Genomic DNA, 13851 nt, shown 5'->3' on the forward strand with positions numbered 1-13851 from the left:
GATGGATCGGGTCTTCGTCGAATATTACGAGGAGGAGTTGACCCACATCCGCGGCCTTGCGGCCGAATTTGCCGATATGCATCCAGCGGTCGCGCGCAACCTCTCCCTCGATACGGTCCCCTGTCCGGACCCCTATGTTGAGCGGCTGCTGGATGGCGTGGCTTTCCTCGCGGCGCGCACCCGGCTAAAGGTCGACGCCGAGCGTTCGCGATTTTCGCGCAGTGTGCTCGACGTTCTTTATCCCGATCTGGTCACCCCGGCGCCGGCAACGGCGATGGTGGTGCTCAAACCAGGCCAGCAGGTCCAGACCATGCTCGACGGCCACGTCGTCAGGCGCAACACCCGGCTGGTTTCCAGCCTGCGGCCTGGCCTTTCGACGCGCTGCACTTTCTCGACCGCGCAAGAGACGACCCTGTGGCCGATAGCAATCACTTCGGTCAGCTATTTTCAGGACCGCAGCGCGTTGGCGGCGGCCGGGATGGCCACGGTCGGCGGTGTGCGCGGCGAGGCGGCGCTCCGCATCACGCTGGCCCCGACCGGAAAAGGCAAGCTCCACGAATTGACGCTCGACCGGCTCGATTTTTATTTTGCCGGGCGAACCAAGGCGCCGCTGCTATTCGACGCGATCTTCGGCACTTGCTCAACCGTTGGCGCACGCGCTGAGGGCAAGACCAACCCGTTGTCGCCCTTGCCAGCGCCCGAAATGGTTGGCATCAGCGACGACGAAGCCTTGATGCCGCGTACCCGCCCGACATTCGAAGGATATCGCCTCCTGCGAGAATACTTCATAATGCCCGAGCGCTTCCACTATGTGCGGGTTTCGGGGCTACAGCCTGTCGTGCGTCGATGCGACGGAGGGCTTGAGATCGTCTTCCAATTCAGGCGTCCGGTGCCAGAGTTGGCCGATCTGACATCGGCCGACTTCGAACTTTTCGCAACGCCGATCATCAATCTTTTCGAACGTGAGTGCAACGTCGTCGAGATCGATGCGCGTAAGACACGCCAGGTTTTGCATGCAGACCGCACGCGGGCGCGCGACTTTGAAATCTATCGGATCATTCGTGTTGAGGACGCCGACACCGAAGGCAACGACGCCGAAATTCCGGAACTGTTCAGCCTGGGGCAGAACAGCGGCAGTGGGTGGGTCTACTCAACCGAGCGGCGCCCTCGGCGCGCGACCGAAGACGAACGGCGCGACGGTCTAACGCGCACGTCATACACCGGCGACGACGTTTTCCTGGCCGTATCGCGACCGCTCGCTAGCCCGGCGTACCGACCTCTGAAGCGTCTCGACGTCGTAGCACTGTGCACCAATCGTGACCTGCCGATCCTCGATGACAATCCCACATTGACGCTTGAGGCCGGCGACCCGGTCGAAATCGTCAGGCTCCTTGGAGCCCTGCGTCCACCGCATCCGGCGATCCCCGCAGCACTGCCCACAGGGGCCGAGGGTGAATCGCGCGCCGACGATCTCGCCTGGCGGCTGGTGGCACAGCTCATGCTTAACTTCCTCAGCCTTGCCAAGGAGGGCCGCGGCGTCGACCCGTTGCATGCGCTTCTCGATATCTATGCCGACCGAGGCGATCCCAGCCTGGCTCGCAATGTACATTCGATCGCCCGCATCGACTCGCGGCCGGTCGTGGAGCGGCTTCAGATCGAGGGGCCGATGTGCTTCGGACGCGGCACCGAGGTTACGTTGCATGTCGATGAATCCATCCTGGCTGGCCAAAGCACTTTGCTGCTTTCGGCTTTGCTGGCGCGGCTGTTCGCCCGATATGCCGGAATAAACGGTTTCGTGCGGACCCGCACGCGGCTGCTGCAGAAGCAGGAGGATGTGCCATGGCCGATGACGCCCGGCAATCGCTCCCTGATCTAGACAAGCCCAGCCCAAACCCCGCTGAAGGTCTGTCCGAAGGGTTCGACTTTTTCGAATTGCTGCGCCGTCTCGAACAGCAAAATGCCGTGTTCGGCCATTCCGGCCGTCCCGACCGTGAGCCGGCAAGGCTTGGCCAGCATGTGCGCCTCGCCTTCTCGGCCAGGGACCTGGTCTATTTCCGCGAAGCCGACAACGGCAAGCCGGCCCGGGTCACGATTGCAAATCTGGGTCTCTTGGGCCCCGAGGGTCCAATGCCGCTGCATCTGACGCGCTGGGTGCTCGACCGGCTGTCGCAGCGGTGGTTCGCCGGGGCCAACGCACAGCTGACCAGCGACACTACTTTCGTCGATTTCGTCAACATTCTGCAGCACCGCATGATCGCCCTTTACTATCGGGCGTGGGCGGATGCGAATCCGGCCGTTCAGGTTGAACGCGCGGTCGGTGGCCGGGTTCGCGCCATGCTTGCGGCCATGGCCGGTATCGGACTTCCCGGCACCCGAAACATCGATCTCGACATGGTGAAGCTTCGCCAGGCGGCTTCGCTCGCCAGCCAGGTCGAGGGCCCGGAACGACTGACACTGTTCCTGGCGGAAGCCTTCAAGGTGCCGGTAAAGATCAAGGAATTCGTCGCCGCCTGGACAATCATACCAGCAGGCCTCCAGACCCGCCTCGCAAAATCCTTTGCTGTGCTCGGTCGGGGGGCGACGATCGGCCCACGCGTTTTCACCCGCCAAAGCAGGATCGAACTGCGGGTCGGCCCTTTGAAGTATGATGATTTCAAGACATTCCTGCCGGGCAGCCAGCGGCTCAAACTGTTCCAGCACGCGGTTCGCGACGTGGTCGGAGAATCTCTCGATGTCGATCTGCGTATCGTGCTTGCGCGTGAAGCAGTGCCGCCGCCCCGTATTGGAGCGGTGCAGCTCGGCCGAACCGCCTGGCTTGCGCGACCCGCTGAAAGGGGAGATGCTGATGATATGCGGCTGCGCACAATCGTCGGATGGCGGCCGGAAATGGCGGGGGGCGCGGCATGAGTCTGCTGCTAACGCTAGAGCAAGGGCCACGCACCCAGGCGGTGCGGCAAACTCGCCTGGACGAAGGTGAGCTGGTGATCGGCCGCAGCGCCGATGCAGGCTGGCAGATCGATGATCCCGACATGTTCGTTTCACGCGCTCACTGCAAAATCTCTGGCGGGCGAGATGGATATTTCGTCACCGACACATCGAGCAGCGGTTTGTTCATAAACGATTCCGATAGCCCGCTTGGTCCAGGCAAGTCCGCACGCCTTCAAAGCGGCATGCGGCTCAGGCTGGGCGATTACGTCGTCTGTGTCGACCTGCAGATCGCGGCCGCTCAATCGCCCGCAGTCATCCAGCCGGTCCCAGAACGTCTGCCAGCGGCATCGCGGGCGCCGGTAAGCATCGGCCGCGATGACTTCTTTTCCGCCAAGGTCGAAGAAGCGCCGCAACGGCCTCGACCTGCTGATCTGCCGAACCCATTCGAGCAGCCGATCCCAGGGGCGTTCGAGCGCGCGTCCTCCGGCCAGCGCAACTCGCCTGCTTTCGACGACCCGTTCAGCCTCGATCCGGTTTCAACGCCGGTGTCGAAAAACGCCGCCGTTTATGTCGAGCAGGGCGGGGTGGGCAGCCGGGCGGATCCATTCAGCCTCGACCGGCCCCCCCCTCCCAGCCACGGAGCTGAATCCGCAGCGGGAAAGCTGTCCGACTTCAACGATGATTTTGGTTTCGGACCGGTCTCCTCGCCCAGTTCGACAAATAACTCGGCCTCGACCGGCCAGCGCGAGCGCATTGCCCAACGGCCACCATCCGCCAATCCCTGGGATATTCCCGCGCAACCGGCCGATGTCCTGCCTCCAGCGCGCATGGGTGCTGCTTCCAAACCTGCCCGCCCGCCGGCAAGCGCGCAGCCCGCCGAGATGGCGCTCCGCGCCGCCTTCTTGCGCGGCATGGGCGTCGAGGAAGCCGATTTCCCCGGGCGCGACAGCATCGTGGAAATGGAGAAGTTCGGCCGCGAATACCGGCTGATGATGGAAGGGCTGATGCAGCTTCTGCGCAAGCGGGCCGAGGAGAAAGGAAATGCTCGCGTCGCCCAGACAATGGTCGGTGCTTCCGAAGTCAATCCGCTCAAATTTCTGCCGACGGTCGACGACGCCATCGTGACGCTGGTCGCTGAGCGCAGCCCCGGATTTCTCGCCGGGGAGGCGGCAATCGCCGATGCAGTTCGCGATCTCGCGCAACATCACGTGCGCGCTTGGCGAGGCATACAGGCCGCTTTGCGACGGATGATCGATCGTTTCGATCCCGCAGCGATCGAGGACGAGCTGAAATCGAATTCGGCGATCGGCACCCTGCTTTCGGGCGGGCGCGGCGCCAAGCTGTGGGAGCTCTATCAAAAACGCCATCGCGAAATCGCCGAAAGCGCGGAAAAAAGCTTCCTTGGCGAAATCGGCACTGATTTTCGAGATGCATATGAGGAGGAGTAAGCCATGATCGACCGACGTGAATTGATGATTGCCCTGGGCGCGACCGGGCTGGTTGCAGCGTGCCAGAGCGGTCCGCCAAAGCCGTCGGTGATCACCGTCAACGTGACCGGCGGGGCCGGCATGAATCCGGGGCCAGGTGGCGGCGACCGGCCGGTGACGGTTCTCGTGATGCGGTTAAAAAGCACCGGCAAATTCAATTCCGCCGACTATTTTGCGCTGCAGGGGGATGCCGGCAGCGCACTCGCAGGAGATCTTATCGGTTCCGACCAGATCGCCGTCGGGCCCGGAAAATCCGCATCCAAGACCATCACTGTCGAGCCGGACGCGACGGCTCTGGGCTTCGTTGCACTGATCCGCGAACCTGGCGGCAGGAACTGGCGGACAACCAAGTCGGTGTCGCCGGGATCAAAGTTCACCATCAATGTCACGTTGGGCAGCGGCGGCATCTCCGCCTAGCAGCCAAGGTAAGGGAGCTCAATGCAGAGAGTAGCGGCATGAGCGATGCAAACAGGGTGCTATGGTCCGAAGGACTTTTCCTGCGAACCCAGCATTTCCAGCAGCAGGATCGTTTCTTCGAGGCGACGGTGCGCGGCGCGTTGCAGGCCGGACAACTGCATACGTTCGGCTTTCGACAGCTGACGCTGGACCAGGCATTGCTGGAATCCGGCCAGGTCGCGATCCTGTCGGCCCGGGGCATCTTCCCGGATGGGACACCTTTTTCCATTCCGGATTGGATGGACGCGCCGCGACCGCTGCCGGTCACCCCCGAGACGGGCGCAGGGCCGGTGCTGGTCGCCTTGCCGCTGGAGCCTCCCGGTGGTGTCGGCTTCGATCCGGCACACGCCGCCGCCTCTGGAGCGCGATATCACGGGCGGATCGTTTCGGTGCGCGACGCTGTCCAGGGCGGTTCGGATCCTGAAGAAATAGAAATCGCCCGTCCGCAGGCGCTGCTGCTTGCACCTGGCAAGTCGGTTGGTGGCTACACCGCCTTGCCGATAGCCGACCTCAACGGAGTTCGAGCCGATGGCGGCGTCTCTCTGGACGAGAGCTTCCTGCCACCGGCACTGGTTACCGGCGCGGTGGCCTGGTATCGGCAATTGCTTCTGGAAGTTGTCACCGGCCTCGACCAGATCGCCGAGGCGCATGGCAAGATGGTCATGGGCGGGCCTGGGCGCAGCGTCGAAGACCTGTTGATGCTCAACCTCGCCAATGCGGCGCGTCCGCGACTGGCTCACATGCTGGCGCAGGATGTCTTCCATCCGGCCGAGCTTTACCTGGAACTCGCCGGGCTCGCTGGTTCGATGGCAACTTACGGATCGAGCGCGCGGCGGCTGGGCGAGTTGCCCGCTTACGATCACATGGCGCCCGGCCCTGCCTATTCGGCGCTGGCGGATGCGCTGCGCTCGCTCATTCTCAGCCTTCGCTACATCGAGCCGAAATCGCGTGCGCTGCCCGTCATGCGGCACTCGACCAATGTCTGGAAAATTCGCATCGACAACCCAAAGCTGTTGGTGGCCAGCCGCATCGTCATCCGGGTCGGCTCGGAGCTGTCGGAGGATGCCTTGCGCAAGATCTTCGTCAATCAGGCGACCGTCGGCTCGGCCGACGAGTTCGAGGGCCTGTGGAAATCGCGCTTGCCGGGCATTCCGCTAAAGCCGCTTCATTCCCAGCCACGCGAAATCCCCTACGACGGCGATCGACTGTGCCTCGAATTGGATCAGAAAAGCGAACACTGGGCCTCGCTGCTCGACGCACCAGGCTTCGTCATCGGTGTTTCGGGCGTGTTGCCAAGCGAGCCGCAGGTGGACTGCTATTCGGTGAACAGGTGAGATCATGAGCCGCGATGATCCTTTCGGACTGTCGGAGGATCGCGAACGCACTCGCATACGATTGAGCGGCGCGCCGATGCCAAGGCCCATGGCGCCACTTTCGCCGGGCGCACTGGTAAAACGCTCTCGCACCCACCCGAACGCGCTTGTCAACGCCTTTGCGCCCTTGCTCGAGTTCGCTCCCGAGCTCGAAAGCGCAATGCCGCCAGACAATCCGGAAGTCTTGCGCACCCGTTTGCTCGAAGAACTGGTTCGGGCACGCGACACGGCTATGTCGACGGGGTCCTCGATGGAGCGAGCCGACCAGGCAGCTTGGGTGGTGGCTGCGTTGCTCGACGATCTGGCCCTGAACACGCCTTGGGGCGGGGCCAGTGCCTGGCCGCGGCAGCCGCTCGTCGTCATGCTGCGCGGCGATGTCGATGCCGGCACGCAATTCTTCACGCGACTCGACGAACTGGAACGACATCCTAACCGGGACCGAGAATTGCTCGAACTGCAGTACCATTGCCTGGCGCTCGGCTTCCGTGGCAAATATCGCGTGCCCGGCCGCTCAGGCGACCGCTCGCTCAATGCGGTTCGCGTGGCGGCGGCCCGCTTCCTGCGCAATGCCGACGCCGAAGGCGCGCCTTTAGCGCCAAACTGGAAAGGTGTCATCGCCTCCGACCAGCCGCAGCGCTTCATCGTGCCGATCTGGGTCATGGCGCTCGGTGCTGCGGTTGCAGCCGCGGCGATCCATATCGGGCTGTCGATGGGACTGAGCAGCCAGGCGGTCGAGCTTTCCGCACTTGTTCGTGCCCTGCCACCGCCTGCCCGCGGCGACATCACCCGTGCGTCGCCCAAAGTCGACGCCCCGCCACCGGAAAAAGTGGATTTTGCGCTGTTGCCGGAATTCCAGGCGGGGGCGCCGGCCGAGCTCAAATCTGCTCTCAGCGGCACGGAGAGCGTTTCACTGGCCAAGCTGATCATCCAGGCCTCCAACCCCGAACTATTCCAGTCATCGCGGCCACAATTGACCGATGGTTTCGAACCCTTGATCGGTTCGATCGCCAAGGTGATCCTCGCCAATCAGGAGCTGATCGGAAACATCACGGTGGTCGGCCATACTGACAGCGTTCCTTTGCAAAAGACCAACCCGCTGTCGACCAACCAGCGACTATCCGAGGCTCGCGCCCGGACGATTGCCGACATGCTGGTTCAAAACGGAGTGCCGCAGGATCGCGTCCATTCGGAGGGCCGGGCTGCCACCGATCCTGTGGCCAGCGACAGCACGCGCGAGGGGCGAGCCTTGAATCGCCGCGTCGAGGTGCTCGTCGAAAAGAGGCTGTGAGATGTTCATCCTGCGCTTCCTCTGGGCGGTCCTGACATCGCGCTGGCTGTGGACGCTGATCGGCCTGACGCTGCTATCCCTGGTTATCTGGATCTTCGGTCCGATCGTCAGGGTCGGTCCCTACGAGCCCTTCGCCTCCGAAAATGTGCGCATCGTCATCATCGCGCTGCTGGTCATCTTCTGGCTGGTCTGGCTGATCGTTGCCCAGCGTCGGGCGATCCGCGCCAACCGCATGTTCGTCGCCGAGATTGCCGCGCCAGCGGTGGAAAAGCCGCTCAGCCCAGGCGAAGAGAACGTCGCCGCCGTGGGCGCCAAGTTCGCCGAGGTGATGACCGAACTGAGGCGGCGCAAGCTGGGCGGGCGCAAGTTCCTGCGCGAGATGCCTTGGTATGTGATCGTCGGACCGCCGGCCACCGGCAAGACCACCGCCTTGCGGCAGTCCGGACTGAATTTTCCGATCGACCTCACAGACGACTTGCAGGGGGTCGGTGGCACGCGCAACTGCGACTGGTTCTTTTCCGAAAACGCGGTTCTGATCGACACCGCCGGCCGCTATGTCCAGCAGGAGAGCCAGCCGGATGTCGACGCGGTCGAATGGCTCGGTTTCCTCGACCTCTTGAAGAAACATCGCGGCCGCCGTGCGCTGAACGGCGTGATCGTCGCGCTTTCGATCGACGTCCTTTCCGAGGGCGACGAGGCCATCAAGGCGCACGGGCGCAAGATCCGCCGCCGGTTGGCCGAGCTCAACGACCGGCTTGAAATCCGCCTGCCGGTCTATCTGATGCTGACCAAGGCCGACCTGATCAAGGGCTTCGAGCCCTTCTTCGGCGGCCTGTCGACCGCCTCGCGCGAACAGGTGTGGGGGACGACGTTCGCGCTGGATGCGCGCGTGGATGGCAAGACCATCGAACGAGAAATCGCGACGCTGGCGACCGAACTCGAGCGGCGCCTGGTGACGCGCCTGGAGGACGAGGACAAACTCGCCGCCCGTGCCGAAATCTTCAGGTTTCCCGCCCAACTGACAAGCTTGTCCGAACCGATTCAGGTGCTGGTCGAAGCCATGTTCGGCGAAAGCCGGTATGAGGAGGCTGCCTGGCTGCGCGGCCTCTACCTGACATCGGCGACGCAGGAAGGGGCGCCTATCGACCGGCTGACCGCCGCGCTGTCTTCCTCCTTCGGTCTTCCACCGCGGCGCGCCCTGCCCGCATCTCGGGTCGAGAAACGCAGCTTCTTCCTGAAGAACCTCCTCACTGAAGTCATCTTCAAGGAAGCAGGCCTCGGTACATTTGACCCACTGGCGCAACGCCGCCGAGCCTGGATCTGGCGCGGCGCCGCTGCCGCATGCGCTGCGGCGGCGTTGCTGGCAGGCGGCCTGTTCACCTGGTCCTATTTTGACAACCGCCATGCGATCTCGGCGCAGGCAGGCCAGTTCGAAGCGCTGCAAACGCCGCTGACCTCCGCTGCCGCAACCCCGGCATCGGTGGAGCGGCCTGCCATGGACGGCGCGCTCGAGGCGATGGACGCGGTCGCAAATGCCCGGACAGCACCGCCGGGCGCTGCCCACGATCTGCTTGGCCCATCGGCCTCGGCGGAACTGGTCAGGGCACAGGCCGACACTTATGACCACGCCCTCCGCAACGTGCTCGAGCCCCGGATGGTGGCCCTGCTCGAGGCGACGATGTGGCGCCAGATCCGCGATCCCGACTTCATGCTCGGTGCGCTCAAGACCTATCGCATGATGACGGGCCTGTCGCAGATGGATCCAGACTACGCCCAGAACTGGTGGGTGAACAGTCTGCCCGAATTCGCGGCCGTGGCGCCATTTCCGACAGCCGACGCCGAAGAGCATCAGCTTGCCGCGATCCGCCGGATGACGGTCGACGAAAGCTATGTCGCGCCGGACCAGGCCCTGGTTGCCGAAGCTCTGAAAACGGTCTGCACGATTTCGTTGCCGGCGCGTGGCTACAAGCAGTTGTTGGCCGATCCGGCAGTGGCCGGGCTGAAGGAGTGGATACCGGCCAATTTCGCCGGCCCAAACGGCGGCAAGGTGTTTGCACGGCGTTCGGGCAAGACATTACGCGTCGGCATTTCGGGCGCTTTCACCTATTCCGGCTTTCACGACGTCATTCTCGACCGCATCGACGATGTCGCCGCCCAGGCGGCGCTCGATCGTGCGGTTTTCGCCGGCGGTTGCTCGGAAAATGCCGAGACATCCGTCTCGGCGCTGTCCGAGGATATTCTGAAGCTCTACTACGACGACTACATCGCGCAATGGGATAGCTTCCTGCGCGACATGAGGCTTGCACCATTGACCGATCTCAATGTCGCCGGCGAAAACCTGAAAGACCTCTCAAGTGCGGATTCAGCGCTGAAGCGGCTGCTTACGGCGGTCGTTCAGGAGACAGAACTGACCCGTTCCGACGAAGCGCCTGCCGACGACAAGGCGGCAGCCAAGGGCGCTTCGAAACTGCTCGGCAAGCTGGGCAAGCTGGGCAAACTGGCGACATCGGGTGCGAAACTACTTCCCCGCGCCGGATCCGCCAGTGAGGTGGACCTGACCGGCAATCTGGTGGCCGAACATTTCAAACCGCTGAAGAGCACCATCGCAGAGGTCGACGGCCAGCCACCGGCGCTGGATGCTGCCGTTGTCGCACTGACCGCGCTTTCGAACGTCCTGCAAACGGTCACCGCGAACCCCAATCCACAGGACGCCATCAAGAAACAGGGGGGCCTTGCCGAACTGACGGGCGCGGTGGCAAGGCAGGCCCAGATCCTGCCCGATCCCATCAACAGCTGGTTGGGCGGGATAGCCGGCGACACCAGCAATTTGACTCAAAAGGCGGTCACTTCGGAACTCAACGCCATCTGGCGGGCCGACATACTGCCTTTCTGCCAAGCGGCGCTGAACAATCGCTATCCCTTCAGCGAAGCCAGTGCGGTCGACGTCAACGTGCACGATTTCGCCCGCCTGTTCGGGCCGGCCGGGCTGATCGACGGTTTCATCAACGACCACCTGATCAATTATGTCGACACGACCGGCGAGCCTTGGAAGTGGCGCGCCGATTTCGGCCTCGACCCTTCGGCGCTGGCGGCGTTCGAGCAGGCCAGGCACATCCGCGACGATCTTTTCCCCGGGGGTGCCGGACCGGTGATGAGCTTCACGCTCGAACCGAAGGATCTGTCTCCCAACCTCACGCGCGTCACGCTCAATCTCGATGGCCAGAGCCTCGTCTACTATAACAACGCAACGCGGCCGCAACCGATGACCTGGCCCGGCAAGGACGGCACCGGGGTCATTTCGCTCGCCTTCCAGCCGATCGACGGATCGCCCGAAATCATGCTCAACGAGACCGGCAGCTGGGCATGGCTGAGGATGTTGCGCAGCGGCCGATTCACCGGAACCTCGCTTTCGGATGTCTACAGTCTGCGCCTGGGCACGAAAGGCATGTACGCCGATTTCGAGCTCAAGGCCGCCAGCGTCGAAAACCCCTACAACCTCGAAATGTTCAAGAAGTTCACATGTCCCGCGCAGATATGAACGCGCCCGGCTTCTACGGCAAGATCCCGGCGACGGGGGATTTCGTCGCTTGGAACCTGCCGCGGACTTTTATCGACCGCTGGGACCGCTGGATGTCGATGGAATTGCGCGCGCGGCCGGATGAAGGTGAGTTGGACTCGCGTGTCTGGCGCTTTACCATGCAGCCCGGTATTTTTGGTGACCTGCCCTGCGCCGGCGCATGGCGCATGAGCGAGGACCGTGTCGGGCGCCGATACCCCTTTGCCATTGTGCGGCTTGGACCGCCACCGGAGCCTACCGCCAGATGGTTTGACGAAATCGCCGCCTGCCTTAACGGCGCTGTGGAAGGAAACTGGTCAACCACCAAGCTAGCAGAGACGCTGGCCTTGCTGAGAGAGACGAGCACGGGCGACGCTTCCGCCATAACGTTCTGGTGCGATGACTTCGACGTCATCGAGTTTTGCTTCGCTGATATCCACGACCTCGCCGACAACGCCTTGCCGAAGCTGCGCGCCACCAAGCCCGCAATCGAGGATGTCTGACGATGGGCTTTACTGCCTTCGCTGAGAGCATGGGCTTCTTTCATAGGGGAAGTGGTGGCAAGGGCATTGCGCCAGGCGACGTGACATCTGTCTCAGCCCTCTTCCGCCAACGGCGGCGCTCACGCCCCTTCCGGCCTCAACGCCGGCGCATTCCCGCGACCACGGCTGCCGTCCTCAGGCCTGTTTCGGACGCTATCTCGAGCATCGCTGCAGACCCCGGCGCATAGTTTTGTCGCATGCCGTCCGCCGCCAGCATCAACGCCAGCGCACCTGCCGCAGCACCAACCTCGCCGACGGTCATCGCCGGATACGCCGTCGGGGTCAATTCTCGCAGCGTGCGATAGAAGCGCGGGTGCACAACCAGTTGCTCGAGTGCGCGATGACGCTCGCCGTTGGAATTGCTGACGACAAAGGAAATGTCGGATTCCTTCGGCCCGTTGCTCGCAACCGCCGCGCGCAACGCGCTCAGCATGGCACGGCCCTGACTGAAACGGTCGGAGAGGACACTGTCTTCCTCGCGCGCGACGCCGATATTGACGACAGCGGGAGCAACTGCGCCATTACCCTCCGGCGCGCTAGTCAGCCTGACGAAGGCCGCCGCTTCGCCGGGGACCAGACCCTGAGCGCCGTCCGACGACTTCAGGCGCCCGCTTTGCCGCAGTCGGTCCAGGTCGACGTCGTTGAGGAAACTGTCGACCCCGCCCAGGATGATCTGTTCGACACCCGGCCTGCTGAACAAGTCTGACGCGCGTTCAAGCAGGCTGACACTGGCCGCCGCGCCGCCATCCACCGCGATCGACGCCGGATGGAAGCTGCCGCCGCAACCTAGCATCACGGCAGGCAGAAAATCGACAAACGGTACGGTCGCAAAAGCCGGATGGCTGCGAAAGCTCTCAGGCGGCGAAATGACGAGCGCCGTCGCCGCCGCCGCGAACGGCCCCGAACGGAGTGCTTCCATGATGGCCCGAACGGCCATGTTCACCAGCCACTCACCATCGGTTTTGCGCAGTTTCCAGGTCGTCGGTACGCGTGCGGCGATCTGGGTAGCGGGGAATGGCTCGACCACGATTTCATTGAATGCCGACAGGCCAGCGCGAATGGCCGCCAGTGTCTGGCGCGCGTTCAACCCGGCGGCCGTGACCGCGCCCGCGCCCGCGAGGTAGACCGGCGCCTTCACGGTTGCCATAACGGCCGGTCACGCAATGTCCCGTTGCCGCCATAGTGGCTGAAATACTGCTTGCGCTTGCGCTTCGCCGCGAGCAGCGCGGGCGTGACTTGGCCGAAAACGATTGCACGCAGCGCGGGCGCGTTGCGGCGGGTGAGGAGCGCGATGCGCGATTTCAGGGTGATGCGCCAGAGGTCCGGCTCGATGATGGCCGTGTCGGCCACAAACTCGCGCTCCTCGACCCGGTCGGCGAAGAGCAGGCGGATCGGCGCGATGACACGCGGCATCCGGAAATCCCAGCAGCCGGACGGCGTCAGACCGATGAGCCGCACGTCTTCGCCGCCGACGATGCGCGGCAGGTGCTGGTCGGGGGGCGTGCTCATGTGGTGCCGCAGATCGAAATCCTTGGGCGGTAAGGGCCACTGGTTGTCGATCCAGGCCTGGTCGTAGGTGCCCGCATATTGGAGGCGCTGCCGCCAATTCCTGCCAATCGGCCCGAAGCCTGCGGCCCTCGGCCGATCCTGCGGGCCGCGGAACATCTGGTCCGGATAGGTGATGTTGGGCGCATGTGTCCTGACGGACGGGTCGGCCGAGACAGCATGGCGAAAGCCGATGCCGACTGGGTTTTCGGCATCGGCTGCGGCGGTAGTCATGCCGCCAAAGGCGCGTTCATAAATGACCGGCATGGTTCGGAAAGGGTGCGGCTCACTGTAAGCGCCCGCGTCGTAGATGCGGTCCCCGATCACATGTAGCACCTTCTGCAGGCCGTTGACGCGAAAGCCGACCTGCATCTCATGCGCCGGCTTGCCCTTCGGCGAATAGGCGGTGCCGTTGACGACGATCTCGGAAGCCGGCTTTCGCGGGGCGATGTCGGCGTCATAACGGTTTGACGATAGGCCCGGCACGCCACGCGGCACATCTCCGAGGATCACGGGCAACTGAGCCGCCGCAATGTCCAGCCTGGCGTCCCGTTCTGGCGCCTCGAAGCTCGCCGAAAACATTGCGACGAGCACCTCCTGGCCGTCCGCGTCATGCTGGACATGGGTCATGGCGCTGAATGGTGTTCGGTTCTCGACCTCGACATCGAACGACATG

Annotated in this window: 10 protein-coding genes; 8 read left to right on the forward strand and 2 right to left on the reverse strand. The window is 63.6% G+C overall.

Annotated elements, in window-relative coordinates:
* The first annotated feature begins 1 nt into the window (after position 1).
* The 8 genes from tssF to tagF are packed head-to-tail and all read left to right on the forward strand — an operon-like array spanning position 2 to position 11591.
* Positions 2 to 1876 (forward strand): type VI secretion system baseplate subunit TssF, encoded by a 1875-nt coding sequence (tssF, locus tag FJ953_RS08350; RefSeq protein WP_140623889.1) that lies wholly within the window; start codon positions 2 to 4, stop codon positions 1874 to 1876.
* Positions 1840 to 2907 carry a type VI secretion system baseplate subunit TssG gene (gene tssG, locus FJ953_RS08355; RefSeq protein WP_140623890.1) on the forward strand — a complete coding sequence of 356 codons (1068 nt, stop codon included), beginning with the start codon at positions 1840 to 1842 and terminating at the stop codon, positions 2905 to 2907. Before tssF ends, tssG begins: the two co-directional genes overlap by 37 nt.
* Entirely contained in the window at positions 2904 to 4376 is a 1473-nt protein-coding gene (tagH, locus tag FJ953_RS08360) for a type VI secretion system-associated FHA domain protein TagH (protein WP_140624042.1), read from the forward strand. Before tssG ends, tagH begins: the two co-directional genes overlap by 4 nt.
* 3 nt (positions 4377 to 4379) lie before the next feature.
* On the forward strand, positions 4380 to 4832 hold the full coding sequence (tssJ, locus tag FJ953_RS08365; RefSeq protein ID WP_140498291.1) for a type VI secretion system lipoprotein TssJ: 453 nt from the start codon (positions 4380 to 4382) through the stop codon (positions 4830 to 4832).
* A gap of 38 nt (positions 4833 to 4870) precedes the next feature.
* Entirely contained in the window at positions 4871 to 6205 is a 1335-nt protein-coding gene (gene tssK, locus FJ953_RS08370; protein ID WP_140515105.1) for a type VI secretion system baseplate subunit TssK, read from the forward strand.
* Positions 6206 to 6209: 4 nt separating this feature from the next.
* Positions 6210 to 7532, forward strand: a complete 1323-nt coding sequence (icmH, locus tag FJ953_RS08375) for a type IVB secretion system protein IcmH/DotU (RefSeq protein ID WP_140623892.1) — start codon at positions 6210 to 6212, stop codon at positions 7530 to 7532.
* Between the two features lies 1 nt (position 7533).
* Positions 7534 to 11070: a type VI secretion system membrane subunit TssM gene (gene tssM, locus FJ953_RS08380; RefSeq protein WP_140623894.1), complete on the forward strand. Its 3537-nt coding sequence runs from the start codon at positions 7534 to 7536 to the stop codon at positions 11068 to 11070.
* Entirely contained in the window at positions 11067 to 11591 is a 525-nt protein-coding gene (tagF, locus tag FJ953_RS08385) for a type VI secretion system-associated protein TagF (RefSeq protein ID WP_181171616.1), read from the forward strand. The genes tssM and tagF overlap by 4 nt, the downstream gene beginning before the upstream one ends.
* 136 nt (positions 11592 to 11727) lie before the next feature.
* Here tagF and FJ953_RS08390 read toward each other — a convergent pair whose 3' ends face one another.
* Both FJ953_RS08390 and FJ953_RS08395 read right to left on the reverse strand, forming a co-directional pair.
* Positions 11728 to 12777, reverse strand: coding sequence for a hypothetical protein (locus FJ953_RS08390; protein WP_140623898.1), 1050 nt, complete (start codon positions 12775 to 12777; stop codon positions 11728 to 11730).
* Positions 12765 to 13850, reverse strand: coding sequence for a DUF2169 domain-containing protein (locus FJ953_RS08395; RefSeq protein ID WP_140557364.1), 1086 nt, complete (start codon positions 13848 to 13850; stop codon positions 12765 to 12767). The genes FJ953_RS08390 and FJ953_RS08395 overlap by 13 nt, the downstream gene beginning before the upstream one ends.
* Between the last annotated feature and the right edge of the window lies 1 nt (position 13851).

This window comes from Mesorhizobium sp. B2-3-6 (assembly GCF_006442305.1).
GTDB lineage: Bacteria > Pseudomonadota > Alphaproteobacteria > Rhizobiales > Rhizobiaceae > Mesorhizobium.

Bases quoted from the DNA above. Each gene is read 5' to 3' on its own strand.
- tssF (WP_140623889.1), top strand. From the start codon at position 2: ATGGATCGGGTCTTCGTCGAATATTACGAGGAGGAGTTGACCCACATC.
- tssG (WP_140623890.1), top strand. From the start codon at position 1,840: ATGGCCGATGACGCCCGGCAATCGCTCCCTGATCTAGACAAGCCCAGC.
- tagH (WP_140624042.1), top strand. From the start codon at position 2,904: ATGAGTCTGCTGCTAACGCTAGAGCAAGGGCCACGCACCCAGGCGGTG.
- tssJ (WP_140498291.1), top strand. From the start codon at position 4,380: ATGATCGACCGACGTGAATTGATGATTGCCCTGGGCGCGACCGGGCTG.
- tssK (WP_140515105.1), top strand. From the start codon at position 4,871: ATGAGCGATGCAAACAGGGTGCTATGGTCCGAAGGACTTTTCCTGCGA.
- icmH (WP_140623892.1), top strand. From the start codon at position 6,210: ATGAGCCGCGATGATCCTTTCGGACTGTCGGAGGATCGCGAACGCACT.
- tssM (WP_140623894.1), top strand. From the start codon at position 7,534: ATGTTCATCCTGCGCTTCCTCTGGGCGGTCCTGACATCGCGCTGGCTG.
- tagF (WP_181171616.1), top strand. From the start codon at position 11,067: ATGAACGCGCCCGGCTTCTACGGCAAGATCCCGGCGACGGGGGATTTC.
- FJ953_RS08390 (WP_140623898.1), bottom strand. From the start codon at position 12,777: ATGGCAACCGTGAAGGCGCCGGTCTACCTCGCGGGCGCGGGCGCGGTC.
- FJ953_RS08395 (WP_140557364.1), bottom strand. From the start codon at position 13,850: ATGTCGTTCGATGTCGAGGTCGAGAACCGAACACCATTCAGCGCCATG.